This window comes from Clostridium chromiireducens, assembly GCF_002029255.1.
Taxonomy (GTDB): Bacteria; Bacillota; Clostridia; order Clostridiales; family Clostridiaceae; genus Clostridium; species Clostridium chromiireducens.
The window spans coordinates 15,837-42,129 of record NZ_MZGT01000048.1; the positions used below are offsets into that span (position 1 = coordinate 15,837).

Annotated in this window: 19 protein-coding genes and 1 other annotated feature; of the genes, 6 read left to right on the forward strand and 13 right to left on the reverse strand. The window is 29.9% G+C overall.

Going from position 1 to position 26,293, the window contains the following annotated elements:
* Positions 1–9: 9 nt before the first annotated feature.
* The 7 genes from CLCHR_RS16610 to CLCHR_RS16640 form a co-directional block, all read right to left on the reverse strand.
* On the reverse strand, positions 10–1,344 hold the full coding sequence (locus CLCHR_RS16610; RefSeq protein ID WP_079440943.1) for an aminotransferase class III-fold pyridoxal phosphate-dependent enzyme: 1,335 nt from the start codon (positions 1,342–1,344) through the stop codon (positions 10–12).
* 188 nt (positions 1,345–1,532) lie between these two features.
* A complete protein-coding gene (locus CLCHR_RS16615) occupies positions 1,533–2,300 on the reverse strand; it encodes an ABC transporter ATP-binding protein (protein ID WP_079440944.1) in 768 nt (255 codons plus the stop codon).
* Positions 2,301–2,317: 17 nt separating this feature from the next.
* Positions 2,318–3,088: an ABC transporter permease gene (locus CLCHR_RS16620; protein ID WP_079440945.1), complete on the reverse strand. Its 771-nt coding sequence runs from the start codon at positions 3,086–3,088 to the stop codon at positions 2,318–2,320.
* Positions 3,089–3,121: 33 nt separating this feature from the next.
* Positions 3,122–4,132, reverse strand: a complete 1,011-nt coding sequence (locus tag CLCHR_RS16625) for an aliphatic sulfonate ABC transporter substrate-binding protein (protein WP_079440946.1) — start codon at positions 4,130–4,132, stop codon at positions 3,122–3,124.
* A 69-nt stretch (positions 4,133–4,201) separates the two neighbouring features.
* Positions 4,202–5,101, reverse strand: coding sequence for a (2S)-3-sulfopropanediol dehydratase activating enzyme (gene hpsH / locus CLCHR_RS16630; RefSeq protein ID WP_079440947.1), 900 nt, complete (start codon positions 5,099–5,101; stop codon positions 4,202–4,204).
* Positions 5,102–7,585 carry a (2S)-3-sulfopropanediol dehydratase gene (gene hpsG, locus CLCHR_RS16635; protein ID WP_079440948.1) on the reverse strand — a complete coding sequence of 828 codons (2,484 nt, stop codon included), beginning with the start codon at positions 7,583–7,585 and terminating at the stop codon, positions 5,102–5,104.
* Between the two features lie 151 nt (positions 7,586–7,736).
* Complete coding sequence (locus CLCHR_RS16640) at positions 7,737–8,969, reverse strand: PucR family transcriptional regulator (protein WP_079440949.1); 1,233 nt, start codon at positions 8,967–8,969, stop codon at positions 7,737–7,739.
* A 460-nt stretch (positions 8,970–9,429) separates the two neighbouring features.
* On the opposite strand from CLCHR_RS16640, the gene CLCHR_RS16645 reads away from it, so the two are divergent.
* The gene (locus CLCHR_RS16645) at positions 9,430–10,359 is read left to right on the forward strand and encodes a metallophosphoesterase (protein ID WP_079440950.1); all 930 of its coding nucleotides are present in this window, start codon (positions 9,430–9,432) and stop codon (positions 10,357–10,359) included.
* Positions 10,360–10,547: 188 nt separating this feature from the next.
* Here CLCHR_RS16645 and rsgA read toward each other — a convergent pair whose 3' ends face one another.
* The gene (rsgA, locus tag CLCHR_RS16650; protein WP_079440951.1) at positions 10,548–11,615 is read right to left on the reverse strand and encodes a ribosome small subunit-dependent GTPase A; all 1,068 of its coding nucleotides are present in this window, start codon (positions 11,613–11,615) and stop codon (positions 10,548–10,550) included.
* A gap of 894 nt (positions 11,616–12,509) precedes the next feature.
* On the opposite strand from rsgA, the gene CLCHR_RS16655 reads away from it, so the two are divergent.
* Positions 12,510–13,451 carry a CAP domain-containing protein gene (locus tag CLCHR_RS16655; protein ID WP_079440952.1) on the forward strand — a complete coding sequence of 314 codons (942 nt, stop codon included), beginning with the start codon at positions 12,510–12,512 and terminating at the stop codon, positions 13,449–13,451.
* Between the two features lie 128 nt (positions 13,452–13,579).
* Here the strand turns inward: CLCHR_RS16655 and CLCHR_RS16660 are convergent, their stop codons facing one another.
* Positions 13,580–14,548 carry a phosphotransferase family protein gene (locus tag CLCHR_RS16660; protein ID WP_079440953.1) on the reverse strand — a complete coding sequence of 323 codons (969 nt, stop codon included), beginning with the start codon at positions 14,546–14,548 and terminating at the stop codon, positions 13,580–13,582.
* A gap of 468 nt (positions 14,549–15,016) precedes the next feature.
* Here CLCHR_RS16660 and CLCHR_RS16665 point away from each other — a divergent pair, with 468 nt between their 5' ends.
* From CLCHR_RS16665 to CLCHR_RS16680, 4 genes are all read left to right on the forward strand, one after another.
* Entirely contained in the window at positions 15,017–16,069 is a 1,053-nt protein-coding gene (locus tag CLCHR_RS16665) for a galactose ABC transporter substrate-binding protein (RefSeq protein WP_079440954.1), read from the forward strand.
* 209 nt (positions 16,070–16,278) lie between these two features.
* Positions 16,279–16,746 (forward strand): MarR family winged helix-turn-helix transcriptional regulator, encoded by a 468-nt coding sequence (locus CLCHR_RS16670; RefSeq protein ID WP_079440955.1) that lies wholly within the window; start codon positions 16,279–16,281, stop codon positions 16,744–16,746.
* 38 nt (positions 16,747–16,784) lie between these two features.
* Positions 16,785–18,779 (forward strand): methyl-accepting chemotaxis protein, encoded by a 1,995-nt coding sequence (locus CLCHR_RS16675; protein ID WP_079440956.1) that lies wholly within the window; start codon positions 16,785–16,787, stop codon positions 18,777–18,779.
* Between the two features lie 39 nt (positions 18,780–18,818).
* Entirely contained in the window at positions 18,819–19,583 is a 765-nt protein-coding gene (locus tag CLCHR_RS16680) for a DODA-type extradiol aromatic ring-opening family dioxygenase (RefSeq protein ID WP_079440957.1), read from the forward strand.
* Between the two features lie 50 nt (positions 19,584–19,633).
* Here the strand turns inward: CLCHR_RS16680 and aspS are convergent, their stop codons facing one another.
* From aspS to CLCHR_RS16700, 4 genes are all read right to left on the reverse strand, one after another.
* Positions 19,634–20,923: an aspartate--tRNA(Asn) ligase gene (gene aspS / locus CLCHR_RS16685; RefSeq protein WP_079440958.1), complete on the reverse strand. Its 1,290-nt coding sequence runs from the start codon at positions 20,921–20,923 to the stop codon at positions 19,634–19,636.
* A gap of 265 nt (positions 20,924–21,188) precedes the next feature.
* Positions 21,189–21,413: a binding site (T-box leader), on the reverse strand.
* 71 nt (positions 21,414–21,484) lie between these two features.
* A complete protein-coding gene (locus CLCHR_RS16690; protein WP_139376254.1) occupies positions 21,485–21,811 on the reverse strand; it encodes a hypothetical protein in 327 nt (108 codons plus the stop codon).
* Between the two features lie 68 nt (positions 21,812–21,879).
* The gene (locus CLCHR_RS16695) at positions 21,880–24,948 is read right to left on the reverse strand and encodes an ABC transporter substrate binding protein (RefSeq protein WP_169896831.1); all 3,069 of its coding nucleotides are present in this window, start codon (positions 24,946–24,948) and stop codon (positions 21,880–21,882) included.
* Between the two features lie 52 nt (positions 24,949–25,000).
* Positions 25,001–26,128, reverse strand: coding sequence for a response regulator (locus CLCHR_RS16700; protein ID WP_079440961.1), 1,128 nt, complete (start codon positions 26,126–26,128; stop codon positions 25,001–25,003).
* Positions 26,129–26,293: the final 165 nt, after the last annotated feature.

Consider the following 26,293-nt stretch of genomic DNA (forward strand, 5'->3'; position numbering starts at 1 on the left):
ATCTATACCCTAGAGAAACTTATTATCAACAATAGTTAATACATCGTCAAAAATCTTCATTGCTTCTCTTAATTCCTCTTCAGTTATAATTAATGGAGGGCAGATGTTTATATTATTTTCACGGCCAAAAGTTGCAAAACCTCTTTCATTTAGTAAGCTGATAATCTTTCCTCTAATGTTTTTTTCATCAGTTCCGTAAGGTATAAGCGGCTCTTTTGTTACTTTATCCTTAACTAATTCAACTGCTGAAAATAATCCAATATATCTAACATCACCTATGCATTTATGTTTAACTTTAAGTTCTTCTAAGATTTCTCCTAGTACTTTACCTACTTTGTTTACATTTTCAAGTATATTAGCTTCATAATAGTAATTAACACAAGCTACACCGGCTGCACACGCAAGTGGATGTCCGCTATAAGTCAAACCATATAGAAAAACATTTTCTTCATAATATTTAGCTATTTTGTCATTTACAATTACTCCACCTAATTGAACATAACCACAAGTAACACCCTTTGCAAAAGATATAATATCCGGTTCAATGTCCCAATTTTCAAAGGCAAACATTTTCCCTGTTCTGCCAAACCCAGCCATTACCTCATCGCAAATCATTAACATTCCATATTCATCACAAAGTTTACGCACCCCTTGCAGATAACCATCTGGCGGAATAATTACACCATTGGCTCCAGTTATTGTTTCAACGATTATAGCTGCTACGTTTGCAGGTCCTTCATAAAGTAATTGTTCTCTTAATTTGTCAATATAATATTTAGAAGCCTCTGCATCATTTTCAAATTTAATATTTTCATGATAGACATAAGGGTCAAAAAACTTAACAAATCCATTAGCTGCTGGATTTTCAAGTGCAAATCGTCTTACATCACCCGATAAATTTCCAGAACCTAAAGTTGATCCATGATAACTGCGATATCTTGAAAATATTTTACTCCTTCCAGTAACTGTTCTTGCCATATTTATTGCAGCTTCATTGGCATCAGATCCTCCACAAGTAAAAAATACCTTACTCATATTTTTAGGAGCTATTTCAATTAATTTTGCTGCTAATTCAGATTTTGGTGCTGCTGCATAAGCTGGAGCAATATAAGGTAGTTTTTCAACTTGTTCTTGAATTGCTTTAATAATAGCTTTATTGCCATAACCTAAATTAACATTAACTAGTTGAGAAGACATATCAAAATATTTTTTTCCATCATAATCCCAAAAATATATCCCATCTGCTTTTTCAACTGCAATTGGATTTATATTGCCTTTTAACCATGGATGTTGATTATACTTCTTATCTAATTCAACGACTTGGCTGCCATTTAAATTACTCATATTATTCATTTCCTTTCAAAATTAAATCTCATTAATAAGTTCAAATTTATTTTTCTTTTTTAGCATTATTTGATGAGCATTTTTTCTATTTTACATATATGTTTTATAGGTTTTATTCTAAAAAAATAATTAGTTTTCTCAAAGTTATGAAATTACTTATTTTTTATTTGAACCATATATCAAATAAATTAAATATTATATAAAAATGGAACCTTCTCTTCTTTGAAAAATTCTTTATAAATTTTTTCTTTTTGTACATTAAATAATGCACTTGTTCTTAATCTTGGATTCCCTAAATTAGTCTCTTCAATTTTTCTAATTCTACCAGGTCTACTTGACATAACTATAACTCTATTTCCTAAATATATCGCTTCATCTATATCATGTGTGACAATAATCATTGTTATTTTTTCTTTTTCCCATATTCTAAGCATTTCTTCTTGCATGTTTATTCTTGTAATTGCATCCAGCGCTCCAAACGGTTCATCTAATAATAGTATCTTAGGACGATTTGCTAAAGCTCTAGCAATTGAAACTCTTTGTGCCATACCACCAGATAGTTGTTTGGGATAGGCATTTTCAAATCCATTTAAACCAACTAATTCGATATTTTCTTTAATCAAATCCTCCGAGTCCTTTTCATTATCAGGTAAACTAAAACGTATATTTTCTGCTACTGTCATCCATGGAAGTAACCTATGATCTTGAAATATAACTCCTTTTTCTCTTGATGGCCCCTCAATTGGTTTTCCGTCAAAAGTAATAGTTCCTTCATATTCTGTTTCTAATCCTGCAATAATTTTAAGTAATGTACTTTTGCCACATCCACTACTCCCTATAATAGATAAACATTCTCCTTCTTTAACTTCAAGATCAATATCGAGTAATGCATCCACATAACTACCTTTACTTTCATATCGCTTGCTTAACTTAGAAATTTCTATTATACTTTCCATAAATTTTACCTCACCTCTTAATTCCACTTGGTAATTCTTATAGATATCTTCTTTAATACATCATCCATAAGCTTACCTACAATCCCAATTATTAGCATTCCTAAAATAACTAAGTCAGGTCTTGACATGTTTCTACCATCTGTAAGCATATATCCAACACCTTTAGTAGCTGCAATCATTTCGGCCGCAACAACACAAACCCATGCATTACCAAGTCCTAGACGAACACCAGTCATAATAGATGGTAATGCCCCTGGTAATATCACGCCACGAATAAACTTAGCCTTTGGGACCTCATAAACTCTACCAAGTTCTAAATACTTATCATCAATATTTTTTATCCCATCAACTACATTAAGCAAAATAGGAAAAAATGCACCGAGTACAATAATAAATATTTTAGAAAATTCACCTATACCAAACCAGAGAATTGCTAATGGAATCCACGCGATAGGTGGAATTGGTTTAATAATTTGTACTGTTATATCTGTAAATATTTCTAATTTTTTTGATAATCCTACTCCGATCCCCAAAGTCAAGGCAAGTATTAAAGCAATAAGAAAGCCTTCAAGTACCCTTAAAAAACTTGCTACTATATGCTTAATCAATGTACCATCTTTTAAAATATCTCCAGCTGTTTTCAATACTTTTTCAGGAGCTGGCATTGTATATGGTTTTATATACCCACCAATATCTGCTGCTTTCCAAATTAGTAGAATTATTACTGGTAAAGCTAAATATAAAACTAAAAATAAAACATTATTTTTAACTTTTTTAGATTTATTCATAATACATCACCCACTCTCTTATATAACATTCAATTATTTTGTAATACTAGCTTCTTCTAAAAACTTAGTATTAATAAATTCATCCACATTTACTTCATTTGAAATTATTTTTTGGTCTAAAATATATTTTTCTACTGTCTTAATTTCTTGAATATCATCTTTTGTTAATGCTTGAGTAAATGTTAAATTATTAAAAATCTTAACCATTAACTCTGGAGTAACTCCAAAATCCCCAGCTATTGCTTCAGCAGCTTCTTTGGGATTTGTTTTTATATATTCTGATGCTCTTTGACCTGCTTTTATATATGCTTCAATTACTTGGGGATTTTTTTCTGCAAATTCCTTTGTTGAATAAGTTACCATATTCCCTTTTTTTATCCCTGTACCATCAACTATAACCTTAGCTCTACCTTCAGTTGTTAATTTTGATACAAATTGTTCCCATAAAACTGCGGCATCAATTTGTTTCCCCTCGAGTGCTGCTGGCATATCTCCTGCTGCAAGATTCACAGATTCAATATCATCAAAAGTTAATCCTGCATTTTTCAAAACAAGTGCTAATAAATGCTGTGCATAAGATCCTTTTACGTAAGCGACCTTTTTGCCCCTTAACTGACTAGGATTTGTAATGTTAGAATCAGCACCTACAAGAACTGCCAATGCTTTTTCTCCATAAGCAACATTTCCAATAATCTCAATATCCTGACCTGAAGATTTTGCTAAAATAGCAGGCATATCTGCCATGAATCCAATATCCTCACTTCCTGCTGCAACTGCTTCATTTACAAGTGGACCTGACTTAAAATCTGTCCATTCATAAGTTGCACCTACTTTTTTAAGCTCTTCATCTAAATACCCTAATTTTTTTGCAACATATATAGATGAATAAAGTGGATAAGGCTGTGCTCCAATTCTAAGTACTACATTTGATTTTTCTGCATCCGTTGTTTTTTTTGTATCGCTATTTTGGCACCCTGCAAATAACCCCGCGAATATTAGTGTACTTAATCCTAACGCCATAATATTTTTTATAGATTTTTTCATAGTTAAAACTCCCCCTGTTTTGCAACTTCTTATTCTACAGTAAATTTAATTTCCAATTGGATTCATCTTTTAATACTTCGACTTTATATAACCATTAATAAATTCAAAAAATCTTTCATCAAGCTTTAAATCACCCATTAAGTATTCTTTTCCAAGTGATTTATATTTTCCCTCACCAAATTTATGATATGGCAATAGCTCATAGTTAACATTAGGTTTATTTTTTAAAAATGCTACTATTTCCTTTATCTCTTCTTCATTATCATTAAATGTTGGTATAACAGGAGTTCTAACAATTTTCTTTAGGTTTGGAAAATCAATACACAGTTTATTGAAATTTTCCAAAATCAACTTATTGCTGACTCCTGTAAATTTTTTATGTTTTTCATCATTTAAACTTTTTATGTCAAATAAAATTGTATCTAAACTTTCTGCACATGCCTTTAATATTTCATAATCTGCATAACCACAGGTTTCAATTGCTGTATTTATTCTTCTTTTTTTAGCCTGCTTCAATAGATTAATTGTAAATTCGCCCTGCATAAGAGGTTCTCCACCACTTATAGTGACGCCCCCTTCGCAGTGAGTGTAAAAAACACTATCCTTCTCAACAATATCTAATATTTCCTTTATTGTTTTTAGTGTTCCCTGCGTAGTGATTGCTCCTGTTGGACAATCACTACTGCATTTTAAGCAATTGGTACATTTATCTCTATTAATTACTGCTTTATTATCACTATCAAAGCTAATTGCATTATTTATGCAGCTATTAGTGCAGCTGCTACATTCCTTGCTGCCTATACATTTATTGTTATCATAAAAAATTTCTGCCTCAGGCTTTTGTGATTCTGGATTGCTGCACCATTTACATTGAAGCGGGCATCCCTTTAAAAATACATTTGTTCTAATTCCTGGTCCATCATGCAAAGAATAATGCTGAATGTTGAAAACATAAGCCTGATCACTCATTTATATAGCCTCATGCTCTGTTCTGTTTATAATATCATTTTGTAAATCCTCAGATAATTCAGTAAAGTATGCACTATATCCAGCTACACGTACAAGTAAACTTTTATATTGCTCAGGATTTTTCTTTGCTGCAATTAATGTATCTCTATTAATAATATTAAATTGCAGGTGCCATAGTTTTAAATCACACCATGTTCTAATAAATGAGATAAGTTTTTCTGTCCCTACGTCACCTTTAACACATGCTGGACTAAGCTTAACATTTAAAAGTCTTGCAGCTCTTTCTTTATGGTTATAATTTTTACTTGCAAAATTAGAAAGTAAAACTGCTGTTGGTCCATTTATATCAGCGCCATGCGAAGGTGATGATCCATCTGCAAGCGGTGTATATGCAAATCTACCATTAGGAGTTGCACTAACAACTTTGCCGAAAGGTACATGTGATGTAAATGGTACATATCTTAAATCAAGATTTACACCTAATTCCTTAGAATATTTTTCAGTAAATTTAAGTGCTTCTAAATCAAGTCTCTTTGCAATAGAATCAGCATATTCATCGTTATTACCATAGCTTGGACCATTAATCATCAATTGTCTAATTGCTTCATATCCCTCATAGTTATGCTCTAAAGCTTCTCTTAGCTCTTCTAATGTTATCTTCTTATCCTCAAAAACATTTTTCTTAATTGCTGCCAATGAATCAATAACTGTACCATAGCCAATAAATTCAAAATATCCTAAATCTATACCACCATCAATATTCGGTTCATGAATATCTTTAAAATTTTCTCTACATAATTTGTGCAGCGCAGATCCTAGCGGTGATGCAAAATGATTTTTTCTAAGTCTTATAATTTCATGTTGTTGTATAAACGCATGTTTTAAGAAATTCTTCTGTTGAACAAGGTATGCATCAAAAAATTCCTCAAAAGTTTTAAAGTTTGTTAACTCACCAGTTTTAATACCTATTACTTCATTACCATATTTTTGCATTTTACCATTATAAATAGTCATTTCAATTGCTGCTGCAAAATTTATATATGCACATGGACTTGTGTAAGTGTCTCTGTTAGGCATACGGCATTCAGCACAACCTGAAACACTATAATCATATGCTTCTTCAAATGTGGCTCCTTTTGCAAGTAGAAGAGGTACAACTTCTTCATCATTTATAAGTTTAGGAAATCCCGATCCATCCTTAATAGTTTCTGCAACTTCATACAAATATCTTTTAGGACTACGAGCATGTATTCTAGCTGCTAAATCTGGATAGTTAAGAGGAAAATTTCTCTTTGATTCTAAGAAAAGATAAGTCAAATCATTAACTGCATCTTGTCCATTTGGAGTTTGTCCTCCAATTGTAACTGCTTCCCAATGAGCATATCCCTCATTAAAAGCACCACCAGTTGTTGATAAATAAAGATCTACAAATTGTGCAATATTTACCCAGACATATTCTAATAATTCAACTGCTTTTTCATCAGTTAAAATTCCTTTTTCAATATCAGCTTTATAGTATGGATATAAATATTGATCCATTCTTCCATTAGAAATAATAGTCCCTGTCTTTTGTTCTATTCTCGAAAACATTTGCGTAAACCATTGAGCTTGAACAGCTTCATGAAAACTTCTTGGAGGATTTGCCGGAACATGATAACAAGTATCTGCAATTAACTTTAATTCCTCTTTTCTTTCAGAATCATCTTCCTTTTCATATAGTTCTGCTGCTAAATCTCCATGACGTTTTGCCCATAATGTTATTGCATCAGCCACATTAATAATTGCCTTTAAAAATGGTATTTTTTCTGTATTATTAACTGGACTAAATTCATCAAGTTCTGCTAACTTTTCTTCTGCCTCTTTTTTAATTCCATTAAATCCAATATTTAAAACTATCTCATAATCATGTACCCATTGAATAGATGAACGAAATGATGCAGTTTCATTAACTATAAACCTTGAAGTAAGACTTTCATCATTATTGTAAGTCAACTTAAAAGTTTCAGGATTTAATGCATTTGCTAAATCTTCATGAAAAGTTTTCCCCTTCCAATATGGTGAAATTTCATTTATAACAATTTCTGCATCCTCTTTTGAAATATCAAAAGGCGAAGTTTCCCTTTTGGGTAACTGCTCAATTGCCTCATCTAAGAAATCGCCATCAAGCTCTGGATATAATAATCCATAACGACCTTCTTTCCCGCCTCTTCCAACAATTATCTCATTATCATCAATGTATATTGTTGCGTTTTTAGCATAATGCAATAATGCTTTAGACCATCTTAATATTAACGGCTCTCCCTCAGTTTCCTTAAATGATTGAGTGAAATATAATCCTCTTTCAATATCAATTTTAGGTCTTGTCCCCTTAAATGTATTTAAGATATTATTAACTCTATTACTTGATTTAAAATCGACTATATTACTATTTATTTCTCTAATAAGTCTTTCTTCTTGTGGTGATAAGATATTATTGTTTTGCATTATGGCCCCCTCTTTCTACAGTAATTTTATATCCTTAGTAGGTTTTATATTACTATAATACACATTTATATATATTAATATAGACAAAGAGCACAATCATTTTTGTATATAATGTACAATCCCTATCTAAATACTATGTTTTTAATTTCAATTAATTCTCCTTATTGCTTATAATTTTCTTTGCATCAATTGCCAATTTTATATCAATACATTGATTTAACTTACGTAAATCAACATCTAACAATTCTTCAATTTTATTAATCCTATATCTAAGACTATTTCTATGTAAGAATAATCTTTCTGAAGTGCTTGTATTATTACAATTTTCATCTAAGTATACTTCTAAAGTTTCAATTAATTTTGAATTGTTTATATTATCATATTCTATGATAGGTCTTAATTTATCTTCATAATACTTGTTTAAATTTCTGGTATCTTCTAAAGAAAAAAGCATTTGATAAACACCTATGTTTTTATATTCTAAAATACAATCCTTTAATCCGTCTATTGTGATTTTCTTTAATGCTAATTGAGCTTCTTTTAATGAATCTTTTATCATATTTAGATCATTATAACAATCACCGACACCAATACTTACTGTCATTCCACCTATTTGATTACTGACTAACTTTTTTATTTTATCTAAAGCTTCATCTAATACTTTTATTTTATTTTTATTCAATTTATAGATAAAAATTACAGAATCATTTTTATCTACTATTGGTACTTCAATACTATGATTATACAAAGTATCCCGAATTATTTTTTTCAGTTTAGTTTTAACTTCAAAAATTATACTTTCATCATCTATATTATTATCTTTAATATATTTTTGAAAATTATCTATATCTATAATATATACTCTGTATTCTCCAGATAAATTATATCCAAAATAAGCTGCTTTATCTATTAAATTACCCCCTAATTTTTCATCCCCAAATAGCAGCTGGTGAAAAAAGTTAACGCTCGAATCTTCTTGAAGCCGTTTCATTGCAATGGCTGTATAAATATCTTTAGTTGCCTCTGTTATTCTGATTTCCCACGGAAGCTCAAATAGCGGAAGATTTAGACTATTTACCAAATCGATTATTTTTTTTGGTATCTGCTTAATATAAGGCCCTATATTAATTATTAATCCTGCTATATTTTTCTCATTAAAACCTTCTATCAGTCTACTTAATAAATTTATATCTCCCTTTATAGATCTTCCTGTAATAAATACAATTTCTCCTCCATAAATCCAATTCAAACTCTCAAGTGGGTTTTCAAAACACTCAGCAACATATATCCAATTTACAGTCTTATCTAATCCACTTCTCCCCCCTACCAATCTCATATTTTTGAATGACTCCAAATTTATAACATCCTTTAGTAGTATAGACATACTATCAGCCCCCCAACTTGTTTAATATTAATACATTATTTCATTGCATTTACTTTACTAATCCTAAATTTCAAAAAAAGACAGCACTAAAGTTCTACAATGCCATCTTTATTTCCTACTATTTCTATCGGTATTATAGTTATATTGTATGCAAAAAAATCAGCCTTGTCAATAATATTTCCAGTTTATATAATTCTAACCTAAATTGTTCATAAACAGAATTTAACTAATATTAAAGATACTTATAATTGTTTTATAACTCCCCTTTAAAATACAATATTTTTAACGACGATAAAAATGTAGTGGTTAAAATCAACAACATAATTCATGGACCTCCGAGATGGTAGTCTTTAATGAATTAACTCAAAAATGAAATCCATTAACATATATTCTTATTTAAAAGGGTAGATTAACTACATATAATCATATTAATTTTAAGTGTTATAAAAAGAGGTGTACTATGATATCGGAAAAGAAGCTCGCAGAAAAGAGATTAACAGAAGCTTATAATAATGCTAAAATTGAATATTTTGATAACAATTCTAAATATATATTTTTCAGTGATTGCCACAGAGGAGATGGTACACCATCTGACGAATTTGCAAAAAATCAAAATATCTTTTTATTCGCATTAGAATTCTATTTTAATAATGGATATACTTATGTGGAGGTTGGCGATGGAGATGAACTTTGGGAACACTCTAATTTTAAACATATAAGACTGGCTCATGATGAGGTATATGCTCTATTAAAAAAGTTCTTTGATTTAGGTAGATTAATTGTTTTATATGGTAATCACAATATACACTTAAAATGCAGCAATTTTGTAGAAAAGAATTATTATAAATTCTACGATGAATATAACGAAGAAGACATAGAGTTGTTTCCCGGGATTACGCCATATGAGGCAGTAGTGTTTAAGCATAGAAATACAGGACAGGAAATACTAACTGTTCATGGCCACCAAGGAGACAGAATGAATGATAAGTTGTGGCATTTTAATATGCTTACAGTAAGATATTTTTGGAAATTTCTTCACTCAGTAGGCTTTATAAATCCTGCAAGCCCTGTAAAAAGTTCTGAGAAGATTCATAAAATCGAACGTATTTATAGTAATTGGATTAAAATGAAAAAAATTATGATCATCTGCGGACATACCCATAGACCCCATTTTCCAAAAGTCGCAGAGTTGCCTTATTTTAATGACGGATCATGTGTTAGGGCAAGTGGAATACAGGGCATTGAAATTGTAGATGGAAATATAATGCTTATTGAATGGAGAATCAGAACAGATTCAGATGGTGGTCTTCATATAAAAAGAAAAATATTAAGAGGACCAGAAAAAATCGAAAAATTTGATTTAAGAAATAATGAAACATATTTACAGTAAACCATAACGTCAGAAGGTTTGTGTAAGACGTGGTATTTATTAAAGCTGAGATTTTCTAAGTATAAGAAAACCTCAGCTTATTTAATTTATATTGTTATTTTGTTTTTCATCTTTAAAACTTTCATATTCTATTTTCTGTTTCTACAATCATCTCTGTAACTTTAACAATCTTAAGCTGAATAAATAAGCTAATATTTCTTTTTTAATTCCTTTTGAAATTTAGAAACATTTTTCCATAAAGCTTTTTTTCTTAAACGTACACTCGCACTTTCTTTATATTTAGCAAATTCCGATTCTTTCTTGAGTTTTAAATAGTTATTCCATCTCTTTATTGACAGCTCCCCACTTTCTAAAGCAGCTTTTACAGCACATCCTGGCTCTTTCTCATGGCTGCAGTCATTAAATTTACACTTTTTAGATAGATCCTCAATATCTTCAAATGCTACATCCAATCCTTCTGATACATCCCACATTCCAAGTTCGCGCATACCTGGGGTATCTATAACCATAGCATGGTTTTTAAGTGTAATAAGCTGTCTATGAGTTGTTGTATGACGCCCTTTACTATCATCTTCACGAATAGTATTTACTTTCATGATTTTTTCACCACAAAGAGCATTAACAAGTGAGGATTTACCAATACCAGAAGATCCTAAAAATACAATAGTTTTTGCTTCCTGTACATATGCCTCTAACTCCTCAAAGCCTTCTCCTGTAACGGAACTCACTCCGATTATAGGAACAAAAGGAGCTATTTCAGAAACTTTTTCCCTATAAGAATCATAATCATCACATAAGTCAAGCTTAGTCATTATTATAACTGGTGAAGCTCCGCTTTGCCATGCAGCAGTTAAATACCTTTCTGTTCGCTTTATATTAAAGTCATTGTTTAGAGAAAGCATTATAAATACATAGTCAAAATTAGCAGCTACAATCTGCTCCACTTTATTATAAGAGTCAAGTCTTGAAAATTTACTTTTTCTCTCAAAGACATAATATATTATATCTTCCCCCATAGGATTATGCTTTGCTAAAACATAATCTCCGACAGTTGGATATTCATTATATATCTTATCATTATAAAATAAAGATCCCTTTAACTTTGCATCATTTTCACCATATTCTGTTACAATCTTATATTGCTCTTTCTGAACTTCAATTACCCTTGCTGGTATTAAATCTGTTGAAGTTATATTAAATTTACTTATTTGATTCTCAAAAAATTCACTAAATCCATATTCTTTTATATTATTCATCGTTTTCCTCCATACTTTAGGCACATGAAAGAAAATAACAGATAATCACATCAATCCTAGTAATTCTTTAAATGTGCCTCAATTAAATATTTATTATTCTCGTATTTTATAACTTTCATATCACATCTCTCCTTTCAAGTGATTGCTTAATGTCTCTAAAAATGGGCAGAAAAATCCCGCAGATATCAACCTCAAAAACGGCTGCTATCTGCGGGATTTATATTAAAATTATTCAAATAGAATTTTATTTTCCTTTGAATTCATTTAAATTATCCTGAGTAGTCAGTGTATATTTATGAAAGGTTAATTATAGCTGCAAAAATGCATCACAAATAAAGGGTGTAGTTCCCCCTAAAATTGCATTTTGCCCATATTTAGTTTTAGTAAGCAATCACCTTTACACTTGCCTTCATAATACATTTCCCCTTTCATAAGATTATACTGCATTTTACAATAAATCCTTTTATAAAGTAATAATATCATTTTGGTAAATTATTGTCAATTTCCTTATTCTATTTATTATGCTTTTTATCACATCCATTCTTTTTCATGTTTTGGAAGTTTATATATTTATTGCAGTATATATCTATGTAGAATGATTGAAATAGAATAATTGAAGCTGATAATTTCTAAATATTATTGGGGCCTACCCTTTGCACCGCAAGGAGTTTAATAATATCATAGTGCATAAAGGACTATAAAGGAACATACTCAAGAGATTTTGCGCCCATTTCATTTAAAAGACTTAAATAAGAAAAACCTTTGTTGAATATTGTCGTTAAAATGTTAGTATAGACACATGACCTCACTTGAACGCGGCAAACATTAATAAATGTTTATTGCTTATATTTAATTCAAGCAGGCAAATAAAACATATAAGAAGGAGAAAAACTTATGATGAAAAATTCTTTAAGAAAAATGGTAACAGCAGTTATTGCAGCTACAACAATTGGTAGTTTCTCATCATTAGGAGTATCTGCAGCAACTCTTGATTCAAATGCAAACAATAAGTACAATACAGCTACACATAATCATTTAAATAAAGGCTGGGTTATGAATCATGGCAGATGGCATTACTTTGATAATGCTGGAAAAATGCAAACAGGTGTTATTAAAGTAAACAATAAAACTTATTGTTTAAATCAATTAGGAATGATGGAAACTGGGAAAGTTGTAGTAAATAACAAAGAATATACAACTAATTCAGATGGAGATATTACTGGAAACACAACTCCAGTTGTTGATAAGGTTTTTGATTCAAATAATAATGTAGTTAAAGATAATAATAAAACTTCAACAGTAAGTACTTCAACTAACACTAATGGAACAACTGCAGGCACAGGAAGCACAACTAACGTAGAAAGTAGCAAAAACACTACTAATGCATCTACTAGTACAAGTTCAGTTGATATACAGGGGTTACCTAAGCTCCCAACAAATTATTCAATAAGTGTACAAGCTTCTGCTGAGCAAAAAATTCTTGAATTAATGAACGCAAAAAGAACAGAAGCTGGTCTTCAGCCTCTTACTATGGACAATACATTAGTACAAGTAGCAAGATATAAGAGTAATGACATGATACAAAATAACTTCTTTGACCACACAAATCCAGATGGAACTAAGTGGACAAACTGGTTACAAGATATAGGATACAAATATACTACAACAGGAGAAAATATTGCATACAATACTAGTGATCCAGTTGAGTTATTTAATCAATGGTGGAATTCACCAGGTCATAGAGCTAATATGATGAATTCTTCATATAATAAAGTTGGTATAGGTGTAATCTTCGGAAACGGTAAATATATGGGATCTCAAGAATTCTCTAATTAATAATTAATATCTTTAATAAATAGACTAGTTGCAAAATTATAGCTTTGTAACTAGTCTATTTACACATGTTTCTAGTTAAGTATTTTTATTTATAAATAGATAACTTTGCCCATCTAAACTCTCTTCATTTAGTCAAGTTCATGTAAAGCAAAGTTAATTATAACCGATGCTAAATGTTTTCTTTCCCAGTGCTGTGGATCAGAAAGTGCAAGTCTTGTGGTTCCCTCTGTAAACATAATAAGCCCAAGTAGAAGACGTGAAAGGGCTAACCTTGCTCTTGCGTGAGGAGTAAATTCGATTTTTTCTTCTGCTTGAGAATTATATCCATCTATTAACCCTTTATTATCTTTAAGGTAACCAAGATAATCGATTGCAAAAAAGTCAGCATAGTAATCCCCAAAGAAAGATCTTTCCGTATCAATAAGACCAGCAAAATTCAGATTTTCGTCAATAAATACATTATTGTCGAATAGGTCATAATGGATAAGTCTTGGTACCTTTACTTCCTCAAGGGCTCCTTCCCATTTTCTTATAAAACGAAGTATTTCGGAAAGTTCTGGTAGTATATTTCCTTGCTTATCTGCATCTTCTATAAGGGTAAATATCATATCATAATAAGCATCTTTCCAAGTATCATGCAAACGTACCTGGGTATACCCAAATTTCTCGTTTTTGATGTTATGTATTTGCGCAAGTGCTTGACCAAACTGGTATTGCCAGTTATACATCTGCTCTTCAATCAAATTTACATCACATAGTAATTTTCCTTGAAGCTCAGTCATGATAAACCAGTGATTGCCGATTATTTCATGACCGCTATGTATTATTTGAGGTATTTTTATATTAGTATACTTTCTAATCTGTTCATATGCCCAAAGTTCAACATTCATGATTCCTTTCTCATGTGTAAGTGTTATTGTTCCTTCGCTTGGTCCAATTTTTAGTATATATTTGCCAGCTTTAGTATAAATCATGTATGCAACATTAAATTCTCCACCTGTTAACTCCTGAATTTTAAGCAAGTCCTTAATACCAGCTACTTCAATCATTTGTAGTAATTTTTCTTCACTTATCTTTGCTTTCGTCCTAGAATGCATGTTAAAAATCCCCCTTATAGTTCCAAATACTATATACGCTATTGATACTTCCCAATTTATCTTAATATGTTATATTAATGTTTATCCCTTCTATTATATCTTTAATTTATTTATAATTTCTATATGTTTTCCAATAAATTATATTATTCTAATTTAAATAACCAAATCTATTAAAATCACATTTAATTATTATATGATTAAATTAAAAGTAATATTTTTAAGATTTAATCAATTACGCAATCATCTTTTATTACTATCTATATAAGCTTTTATCACCTTTATATAATGATATATGTACATATTTATATGTGATTCATTTCTCAAGTATAAACCTAATATAAAAGTACATACTAAAATTAATGGAGATATATGGTGATTTCTTTTATAGAGATGAATTCACCAATATATGAGAGCATAATATAATATTTTTATTCTAATAAAAAACTAAACTTTATTTAGGAGTACAAAATGAAATCCATAAAAAAAATTTCCTCATTTATTACTTTTTTAATACTATTATCTACAATGCTACTACAAAGTTATAATAAAAATTTAAGTAGCCCAGTATTGAAAAATAGTAATCAGCCAGTTAAAATCAGTGTGTTAATAGGAAATTACAACATCTCTATAACTTCTTTGGTAAAAGATAGTCTAGAAAAAATTGAACAAGAAAATCCTGGCACTGTGAATTATACTTTTTATAATGGAAAAGGAGATCAAAATATACAAAATATGCAGCTTAACTCAATACTTGCTGAAAAAAATATAGATCTTATAGTATTGGATATGGTTGATTCCAAATATACAAAGTATGCCGTTGAAAAGATTAAACAAAGCAATATTCCGGCAATGTTTTGGGGTAATGTTGACATACCTGCTACTATGTCTTATAGTAAGGCTTGCTCTATTAGGCCAGATCCTGCTGAAGGAGGTATTTTACAAGGAAGTATTGTTGTTGATGAATGGAAGAATGATAAAGATAAAATAGATAAAAACAATGATAACATAATACAATATATTATGTTAGAAGGAACTCCAACTAATATATATGCACTTGAGAGAACAAAATACTCTTTATTGGAGATACAAAGTAATAACATTAAAACTGAAGAACTTGCAACAAAAATTTGTAATTGGAGCGAAGAGGAAGCAAATACCACAATTAGCAGTTTACTTTTAAAGTATGGAAATAAAATTGAACTTATTATTGCTAACGATGATGCTATGGCTATTGGTGCTATCAGCGCTTTACAAAAATATGGTTTGAATCTTGAAAATAATATGCAGGATGTCAAAGTAATCGGCTTCGATGGAATAGAAAAAGCTCGAGAATTAATAAAAAATGGAGTTATGACTGGAACCGTTGTGGAAGATCCATATTTTATTGCAAAAACATTATACACAGTTGGATTGAATTTATTAAATAATCAAAATCTTATTGATGGCACAACGGCTACCATAGATATCACTGGTAAAATAGTGAGCATCCCTTACCAAGGAGTTCTTGTTAATTATAAATAATAAAAAATGATTAAAGCTGAGATTTTCTTATTGTAAGATAATCTCAGCTTTATATTGTAAAATATTTAAGCTTTTATTTTGTCACAACTTACTATCCCTTCAGTCTCTTTTGCAACAATGAAAATACAATTAGTAAAAATAGTTGTCATTTGATAAGTATTTTGTTATAATTTTTTTTAGATAATAATAATTATTATAGGAGATTTTATATGAATAAAAAAGATAATCGAGATTTAATATTAAATATGGTTAATTTTTATAGTTTATTTAATGTTGAATTTATAGACCTTATTCCCGACCTAACTAATATAGAAATCACCCCTCTTTTTTCAAAGATATTAAATTTTATTCATTTTGAAGGTACTACTACAGCATCAAGAATAAGCAAAAAATTAAATATATCTGTACCCAATACAAGCAGAAGTATTAATACTTTATATAATCTTGGTTATTTAATAAAAAACAAAGATGAAAAAGACAAAAGAATTGTTTATATTTCACTATCAAATAAGTCATTAAATATAATTTTATCTGTCGCTTCAGCTGAAGAAGAAGCTTTTTTAGAAAGATTTAATGTTCTTTCAAATGAAGAAGTATCCGAGTTATCTCAATCGCTATTAAAAGCTCAGAACTTGATTATAAAAATCAGGGATTTAAATGAATATAAGACACAATAAAAAAAAAAGTTAATAACGGTTAAGGAGCTGACTTAATAATGTTAATAAAAACTATAAAATCAAAATTAATTGTTCTGATAGGTATATTACTCTTAGTAGTAAGTACTGGATTTGGAATTATTTCTTATATTAATGCATCTGATGCTTTAATATCAAATATTACAAAGACTTTACCTGAAATAGCTATTCAAGCTTCAAATACAGTTCAAGCTAATTTAGATAATCAATTAAATTCAATGGAAGCGACTGCTAATGTTGTTTCAGTAACAAATAATGATCCTGATAAATTAATGACTATTTTAAAGGCTGAAGTAAAAAGAAATGGTAGTATAAAGATGGGATATGCTGATGTCAATGGAAATATTACATATACCACTGGGCAACAAGATAATATAAAGAACACTACTTATTTTAAAAAATCCATATCTGGCGAAAATTTTATTAATGATCCTGAAGTTAATGCTGACAAAACTGCAATGACAATGGAATATTCAGTACCAATAAAAAATAATGGCTCAATTATAGGTGTATTAGTATCCGTTAGAAATGGAATGGAACTTAGTGATATTATTAAGAAGATTTCTTTTGGTAAAACTGGAAGTGCCTATATGATTAACAGTCAAAGTAATAGTATTGCTTATAAAGATCCAAGTATGCCATTAAATCAATATAATTCTATCAATGAAGCCGAAAAAGATCCTAGTCTAAAAGGTATCGCTGATATGCAAAAAAAGATGATAGCTGGTGAAACTGGACTAAGTTTATATACTTTTGGTGGAAAAGAATCTTATGGAGGATTTGCTCCAATTGAAAAAGAAACATGGTCTGTAGTTGTTATTTTAGAGAAATCTGAACTTTTATCAGAACTGGATTCTCTAAAGTTCTCAATAGCACTTACTTCTATATTATTTATGATTATTGGAATTCTAGTAATTTATATTATTTCCCATAAACTATCTACAAGAATCCGATATGCTTCAAACTCTTTAAATATATTGGCTACCGGAAATTTTACTAATAGGATAAATGAAAAATATTTACACTTCAAAGATGAGATTGGCGATATGGCTAACTCTATGAATACAATGCAAAGCTCAATTGGATCGATGATTAAAATATCTAAGGATAGTTCTTTAATAATAGATGAAAACTCAAGCAATTTATCAACTATATCTCAAAACATGGTTTTATCTTCTAATAATATAGCAAATTCAATGCAGGAAGTAACAATTGGAATTAACTCTCAAGCTAACAATCTATTACAAATCACAACAATCTTAAACAACTTCAGTAGTAAACTTGAGGATATAGTAATGAACATCAAGGATATAGATAAGAATACAATAGCAATGAACGAACTTGCAAATAATAGCAGTTCAAGCATGAAATTATTAATGAATGCAGTAAGCAGCATAAGCTTATCCTTCAAAACTTTATCTAATAAAATTACTACTTTTAGAAGTAATGTAAAAGAAGTAAATAACATAGTAGAAATGATTAATTCAATAGCGGATCAAACTAATTTATTAGCATTAAATGCATCTATTGAAGCAGCAAATGCTGGTGAAGCTGGTAAGGGTTTTATAGTGGTAGCTAATGAAGTAAAAGCTTTAGCTGAGCAAACAAAAGCTTCATCCAAAAATATTAGTAAATTAATATCTGATATATCTAGTGATACCAATGTAATAACAGAAGATACAATTAATATGAACACAAATCTTAGTAATCAGATTAACGTTATAAATGAAACTATAAACTCATTTGAAAATATAGTTGATGTTATTAAAACTGTGATTCCAAAAGTACAAGCTGTAAATGTTGCAGCTATAGAAATAGATAATGAAAAAGAAGATATTTTAAATAAAATAGAAAGTACATCAGCTATAGCTCAGGAAATATCTGCTTCATCAGAAGAAATATCCGCTTCTGCTGATGAAATGTACAATCTATCTAATGAAGTAGCAACAACTGCAACAACTTTAAATAATATGACAAAAAATTTAATCAATGAACAAAATAATTTTATAGTTTAGACAAAGAATAAAGAAAAAATTTTTTGGAGGTGTTTATATATGATTAAACCTTTATTTTTAGCTCATGGTTCACCTATGATGGCAATTGAGGAAAGCGAATATACTAATTTTTTAAACAGCCTTGGAAACTCTATTAAACCAAGAGCTATAGTTGTATTTACAGCTCATTGGACAACTGAAACACTTACTATTTCTGCCTCTGATTCTATATATAATACTATGTATGATTTTTATGGATTTCCAGAAGAACTTTATAAAATTAAATATCCTGCAAAAGGTTCTAGTGCTATTGCAGCAAAAATTCAAAATAAATTTATTAAATCAGATATTGATGTAAAGACTGATTTAACAAGGGGCCTAGATCACGGTACTTGGACTCTTCTGCAACATCTTTATCCAAAAGCTAATATACCTGTTGTTCAAGTTTCTATAAATTATACTCTGCCTATTGAGCATCAAATTAAAATAGGTGATGCTATTAAAGAACTTGCTAATGAAGATATTTTAGTTCTTGGAAGTGGAAATTCAGTTCATAATCTAAGATTAGTTGATTTTGATAGCAATACTATTGATTCTTGGGCCAAAGAGTTTGATGATTGGTTGATTGAAAAAATAGAAAACAAAGATATAAATGCTCTTAGTAACTATAGAAAATATGCTCCACATGCTAATTTAGCAGTTCCAACGGCTGAACATCTTGTCCCTCTATTTATAGCTTTAGGCAGTAGCTTTGCATTAACTCCTAGAGTTATATATAGAAACTATCAATTAGGAAACTTAAGTTATCTTTGCTTTGAATTTTAAAAAATAACCTTGAGAATAAAACCTTTTGGGATTTATCTCAAGGTTATTTTCTATGGAACTAGTCTTGTCCTGTCCCTTGGAATTAATGTGGTTTTTCTAACATTATCTATATCAAGTAATAATGCAGTTATCCTTTCAAGCCCTATTGCCAATCCTCCATGAGGGGGCATTCCATATTTAAAATTATCAATATAACTTTCATAATTTGACGGATTTAAGCCTTTGTACTTTATATTTTCTCTCAATGCATTATATTGATGAATCCTTTGGCCTCCTGTAGTTATTTCAACTCCTCTAAATAATAAGTCAAAACTATGCGTTTCATTTTCTCCACAAGGCATTGTATACATTGGTCTCTTTTTTCTTGGATAATGGGTTAAAAATATAAAATCACTACCAAAGGCTTCTTTTGCATATTTGCATATTAATTTTTCGCCTTCTGGGTCCATGTCCCCATCTAAGTCTGTTTTATTATATCTAGTTTTTAAAATCTCTATAGCCTCACTGAACTTTATTCTAGGAATACTATTTTCTAAAGCTGGAATTTTCACATCGAGTAACTTAAGGTGTTTATCCCCTTCAGAGCTTACCTTATTTAAAATAAATTTTAATAATTCTTCTTCTAAACTCATTATATCCTTCTCATCTTCAATAAATCCCATTTCTAAGTCCATACTAACATATTCATTTAAATGCCTCGTAGTATTATGCTCTTCTGCCCTATATACATGACCAATTTCAAAAACCCTTTCAAAACCAGCACCTACCATCATCTGTTTATAAAATTGAGGACTTTGTGCTAAATATGCCTGTTTCTCAAAATACTGAACCTTAAATACTTCGGTTCCTCCTTCTGCACCTCCTTCAACGAGCTTTGGAGTTGATATTTCTGTAAAGCCTTCCTGAACTAAAAACTTCCTAAAACCCTCTACTATAATATTTTGTATTTTAAATATAGAATTAACTTTTTCATGTCTTAAACTAAGCATTCTATTATTTAGCATAATATCTAAATTAACATCTAGATTTTCCTTATTAATTTCTATAGGAAGTTGTTCATCGCAGCTTGAAATCACATTTATATCTTCAATGTTCAATTCAAAGGAATTTAACTTATTATTATTTTCACCAACTCTTCCATTTATACTCACTACAGATTCTAGCTTAATATCAATATCTTTTATTTTTGAGTTTTCTACGACGCACTGTACAAGACCAGTTCTATCCCTTAATATTATGAAAGTTATAGCTTTTAATTTTCTAATCTTATGAACCCATCCTTTAATTTCTACATTTTTATTTATCTTTTTATTTAATTCATTTATCATTGTTCTTTGCATTTTTTTCACTCCTCAAAATATCGGTATAAGATAATAAGGACAAATTTTCATTTCAATCCTTCAATTAAAAATCAACCTAAACCGTACTTATTATTATAATTGTCTATAAAAAATCCCCTCCAGCTAAAACTTAACTGAAGGGGCGAAAAATCCGCGGTACCACCCTAATTAACATAAATAGTATACATAGTTAAATTTAAACGATACATAAAATGAACAGGCCTTAATTCATTTTAAATTGAAATATAAAAAGCCTCCACTTCATTATAGAAGTGAAAGCTATACTTCACGGTACCATTCTACTTTGACTAAGTACATAACTTAAGTCGTCTCAAATCCTTTTAACGGGGGAATCCGTCTTATCTTACTGATATTTTCAGATAAGCTTCTCCGAGATGTCTTCAATAAAACTTTTCTCATAGAGCTTCCACCGTCCTCTACTCGCTTAAGATACTAAGATAATATCTACTATTCTCTTCATAGAATTTGTATATTTATTGTATAATAGCAATAAAATTCAAACTTGTCAACATTATAATTTAAATTAACGTTATTCACAGTCTACACAAACACTATAAATATTTCCTTTCCTTCATAGTGTATTATTTCTTCTTTGTAGTCTTTATCTTTATTAAAATTATAAACAATAAGATATCCCTTATCTAAGGCTTGAATATCTAAATAATCATTTAATTTATATGCTTTTATTGCAAGAAGCACTATATTTACATATGAAGTTATATACCAAATTTTTTGTGGTGGTGCTCCTATTAATAATTGCAGCTGAGAATTAAATTTGCCATAGAATTCCATTATAGACATTAGAGATAAAAACCTTCCAGTATTTGTAATTACATCTGTACCATTTTCAGTATTACTATTAGTCACATGACATGTAACTAAGAATACAACATTTTTAGTTACATATTTTTTAGCATTAGTCGTTACTCTTTTTACTAATTGTTATTAGATTTCCCAATATGACTTATATCCTGAGCATGCAACGTAAAACATACGTGTGTACCTTCATTTATTTTCGAATACATATGAAGTTCTGTGCCATAATACTTCATTAATCGACCCTTAATATTTGAAATACCAACTCCACCCTTTTGCCTTTTTAACGAGTCTCTATTATTTAATATAGCTTGAGTGTTCTCAATTCCTATTCCATTATCCTCAACCGAAATCTTAATTCCATCGACGCCCTTCTTAACTGTTACTTTTACAGTTCCACCACTTTTTCTTTTCATAAGACCATGTCGTATTGAATTCTCTACTAGTGGCTGGATTATTAATGGTAGTATTCTTTGCTTCCTCAAACCATCATCTATATAGTATTCTACCGCTAGCCTTTCTCCAAACCTAGCTTTTTCGATTTCTGTATATGCCTTTGTCAATTCCAATTCATTTTCAAGACTGACAGTAGTATCTGTGTTATCGATATTAAAGCTTTTTTGTAGATATTCACTTAGATACGCCAGCAATTCCCCCGCTCTTGCTCCATCTGTATAACAAAGTGACATTATTGTACTCATAGCATTGTATAAAAAATGAGGCTTAATCTGAGATTGTAAAAAAGCCATCTCGTTTTTCAATGATTCCTGCACTGACTTTTTCATTTGCAATAGATTAGAAACTCTTGCCCTAAGTTCTTTTGCTACAAAAGGCTTGGTAATAAAATCATTTGCTCCTGCATCAAAACCAATTGCAATATCATCAGGAGTATTCCTAACTGTCAATATCAATAATGGTAATTCATGCAAAGAATATTGTTCCCTAATTTTTCTACAAGCTTCATATCCAGATATACCCTGCATCATTACATCCATAAGCACCAGATCTATATCTTTCTGATTCCTTATAATTTCTATGGCTTCTATACCACTTGATGCAGTTAAAACTTCATATTCCTCACTATCTAAAATGGATTTCAACACTCTTAAATTGGTAGGTTCATCATCTACCGCAAGAATCTTGAAATTCTTCGCTAATTTATTCCCAGTCTTTATAATATTATATATTTTTTCTGGTTTCACTTCAGATTTTTCTATCCTATTCACTGGTTCACCTGTTGCCTTAGGAAGTAAAAATGAAAAACATGTACCTTTCTGTGGCTCTGATCTTTCTAAAAATATCTGTCCCTTCATTCGTTCTAATAGTTGTTGTGAAATATATAATCCTAATCCACTTCCCCCATACTGAATAGAATTTTTGGTTTCTACCTGTGTGAAAGCATTGAATAATTCCTGCTGCTTTTCTTTTGAAATTCCAATACCAGTATCCTCTATACTAACCTTTACAAATTCTTCATTTTCCTCAGCAGATAATGTAATAGTTCCTTTTTCTGTGAACTTAATTCCATTATCAATAAGATTATATAGAATTTGCAGTAACCTGGTTTCATCTGCCAATACTAGTGAAAGTTTTTCTGGAATATTTATCAGAATTTCTATATTATTACTTTCAATTAAATGTCTTAATACTTCAACTACTACTTTTGAAGCAGACTTAATATCAATAGCTTTGAGATTAAGTTGAATTTCATCTCTTTTTATGTTTTCAAAATCTATAATATCTCTTATTAATAAAGAAAGCCTTCTAGATACGGAGAATATTACCTCGAGTTCCTCCTTTTGCTCTCGATTCACATTCCCATACTTTCCCTCTGCCAGTCCCTCCGATATATTTATGATTCCATTAAGAGGGGTTTGTAGCTCATGTGATGTATTAACAAGAAATTCATCTTTCATCTTATCAATACAGATTAATTTTTCAGTCATTGCTTCAAGTGAGCTATTAGCCTGAACCAATTCTGCTTCAGCTCTTCTTCTTCTTCTTCGATTGATTAACAGTACAAAAATAAGTAATGCTTCCAATATAAGTAAAACAAAAATTCCTATAATATAGCCTTTGTATAACTCCCAAACACTTCTATCTTTATATAGAATTACACTATCACTTGGCAGCTTATCCTCTTCTATTTTCCAATATTTGAGTTGTCTCCAGTCAAAAGTATAGACTCTAGATTTAGCATGAATTACCTGATCGTCTGATGACTTCTTTCCATTCAGAATATCCATAACTACATCACCAGCAGTTTGCCCTACCAATTCTTGATTACCTACATAACCACCAATTACTCCACTTCCGAGATACTGAGCTGAAACTCCATACACTGGCACCACTGCTTCTTGGCATATGGTTTTAACTACTTCTGTAGGAATAAAGCTTTTACCATTTACATCAGAATACCATTGAAAATATAAAATTGCAGAATCATCCTCCGCACTTTTTACAATTTCAATCATATCTTCATAAGACAAGTTATTCAGTAAATCAAACTCTACCTGATTAGAATATTTATTTTTTATATCTGAAATAGATTTTGAAATAGTTCTTTTATCTATTGAGCTACCAATTACCATGTAAATTTTTTTTGTATTAGGCTTTGTTTTCAATATTAGCTGTATATTTTCATCAACTTCAGATAGTTGAGATATTATAGAATAGTTTGGTGGCATTGGAGTAGTAGGAATACTTTCTTTGTCCCAATCCAAGATAATAGGAACACTTGAAAATATATTATCCCCATATTTAGAAAAAAAGGAATCTAAGCTAACAGCAGTAATTATAAAATCTGGTTTATCCTTTAAATATTTGGACTTTAGATATTTTGAGATATCTTCGAGATATCCTTCATCATTACTGTGCCGAGCAAGATCCATGTATTCATAAGAATAGCTAAATTTAAATTCTGAATTCTTTTCCAACGTACTTTTTATTCCCTTAATATAGAGTTGACTTCCAGGATAATCTTGTGTAAAAGGATTGATAATCACTACATGTTTTTCTATCTTGCTATCTGCAAATGCATTTTGACCTTGGAAATAAACCATAAATAGAAAAATACCAAGGAAAATCTTTATTATTTCATATTTTCTGCTTCTACTTGAAAAGTAACTATTTCTTTTATGTATCTCTTTAAATATAAATGTTACTACTAATGCAAGTTTTTCTTTCATTCTCCCCATCCTCTTAGTATGCTTTTCGTTTCTTCTTTTGTTACAAATTCTTCTACAATTCATTTAGTAATTTCATGAAAAATTCATTTGTTTCACCATGTGGTTCAATACCCATTTCTTGAAATAATTCTAACTTGAACTCTTCATGGGATTTTACTAATAAAGCTCTATTCTTCTGGATAGCAAATATTTTTAGAATGTTTAGATGAACTTCCTCATCGAATGGTGATTTCCTTTTTGCAGTCAATAGCTTGTCCATAGCATTCTCATATAATCCCTCTCCTAAATAAAAATATGCAATATTTTTAAGCATCTTAGTATAATCTCGACTTAAATACTCTCTTTCACCTTCACACCATCCATAATCCTTTTTTGAAAATAAATCATCTCTATATAATGAGCAAATCTGCTCAAATCTATTAATATTACTTTTATTTACAATTACATTTTTCAAAGCTGCATTTTTAAATTCAATAACGTCACTAGATAATCCATGTAAATAGCATCTATATACTCCTTTTCCTCTTTTTTTAGAAGAAATCTCTATAGGTAAACCGTTTTCTTTAATGGTTTTTCTAAGTCTAAAAAGTGAAGTATCAAAGTTTGCTTTAATCTTATCTGGTTCTCCTTCTGGCCATAAAATCTCTCCTAGTTCCCCGCATTCAACATTAGAATCTTTATGGAATATAAAATAAGCAAACATTTCCTCTACCTTCCGCGTAGGCCATTTAATCACACCATTATTTCCATGCACTTCAAAATTTCCAAAGCAACATATTTTTGTTTTTCCCATATGAGTTTTTTCTTGGTTCATTGGAGTCTTTAGCTTATTGAGTCTTGATACACACTTTTGTATTCTGTTTGAATTAACTGGCTTTAATATATAATCTAATGCGTTTACTTCAAAAGCTTCAAGGGCATATTGATTATAACCAGTAACAAATACGATCATTAATTCATCATTCTGTTCTAACAGACAATTGGCAAGTTCTAATCCGTTTATTTCTGGCATTTCTATATCTAAAAATACTACGTCTGGCTTTATATCAATTATATTTTTAAGAGCTATACTAGAATCATGAAAAGTTTCCAAAACATTCACCTGCTCCGTTTTTTGCAAAAACATTTTCAACAAGTTAAGAACATGAATTTCATCATCCACGATTACAGCACTAAGCATAAGAACACCTCTTTTCTATATCTTTAAAAATATTACATCACACATTGCATTTCCTGAATTGGAAATCACACCTTTTTTAAAATAATATTACCATAAAATATGTCTAAATATCAAATTTAAATATTTAAACTGTCGAAATAATACTCAATGTGTAATCTATAATTA

What these genes read in the sequence shown, in the direction of transcription:
- hpsG (WP_079440948.1), bottom strand. Translation starts at nt 7,585, where the DNA reads ATGCAAAACAATAATATCTTATCACCACAAGAAGAAAGACTTATTAGA.
- CLCHR_RS16620 (WP_079440945.1), bottom strand. Translation starts at nt 3,088, where the DNA reads ATGAATAAATCTAAAAAAGTTAAAAATAATGTTTTATTTTTAGTTTTA.
- CLCHR_RS16675 (WP_079440956.1), top strand. Translation starts at nt 16,785, where the DNA reads ATGTTAATAAAAACTATAAAATCAAAATTAATTGTTCTGATAGGTATA.
- CLCHR_RS16665 (WP_079440954.1), top strand. Translation starts at nt 15,017, where the DNA reads ATGAAATCCATAAAAAAAATTTCCTCATTTATTACTTTTTTAATACTA.
- CLCHR_RS16660 (WP_079440953.1), bottom strand. Translation starts at nt 14,548, where the DNA reads ATGCATTCTAGGACGAAAGCAAAGATAAGTGAAGAAAAATTACTACAA.
- aspS (WP_079440958.1), bottom strand. Translation starts at nt 20,923, where the DNA reads ATGCAAAGAACAATGATAAATGAATTAAATAAAAAGATAAATAAAAAT.
- CLCHR_RS16700 (WP_079440961.1), bottom strand. Translation starts at nt 26,128, where the DNA reads ATGCTTAGTGCTGTAATCGTGGATGATGAAATTCATGTTCTTAACTTG.
- CLCHR_RS16655 (WP_079440952.1), top strand. Translation starts at nt 12,510, where the DNA reads ATGATGAAAAATTCTTTAAGAAAAATGGTAACAGCAGTTATTGCAGCT.
- CLCHR_RS16670 (WP_079440955.1), top strand. Translation starts at nt 16,279, where the DNA reads ATGAATAAAAAAGATAATCGAGATTTAATATTAAATATGGTTAATTTT.
- CLCHR_RS16640 (WP_079440949.1), bottom strand. Translation starts at nt 8,969, where the DNA reads ATGTCTATACTACTAAAGGATGTTATAAATTTGGAGTCATTCAAAAAT.
- rsgA (WP_079440951.1), bottom strand. Translation starts at nt 11,615, where the DNA reads ATGAATAATATAAAAGAATATGGATTTAGTGAATTTTTTGAGAATCAA.
- CLCHR_RS16615 (WP_079440944.1), bottom strand. Translation starts at nt 2,300, where the DNA reads ATGGAAAGTATAATAGAAATTTCTAAGTTAAGCAAGCGATATGAAAGT.
- CLCHR_RS16645 (WP_079440950.1), top strand. Translation starts at nt 9,430, where the DNA reads ATGATATCGGAAAAGAAGCTCGCAGAAAAGAGATTAACAGAAGCTTAT.
- CLCHR_RS16625 (WP_079440946.1), bottom strand. Translation starts at nt 4,132, where the DNA reads ATGAAAAAATCTATAAAAAATATTATGGCGTTAGGATTAAGTACACTA.
- CLCHR_RS16610 (WP_079440943.1), bottom strand. Translation starts at nt 1,344, where the DNA reads ATGAGTAATTTAAATGGCAGCCAAGTCGTTGAATTAGATAAGAAGTAT.
- hpsH (WP_079440947.1), bottom strand. Translation starts at nt 5,101, where the DNA reads ATGAGTGATCAGGCTTATGTTTTCAACATTCAGCATTATTCTTTGCAT.
- CLCHR_RS16695 (WP_169896831.1), bottom strand. Translation starts at nt 24,948, where the DNA reads ATGAAAGAAAAACTTGCATTAGTAGTAACATTTATATTTAAAGAGATA.
- CLCHR_RS16680 (WP_079440957.1), top strand. Translation starts at nt 18,819, where the DNA reads ATGATTAAACCTTTATTTTTAGCTCATGGTTCACCTATGATGGCAATT.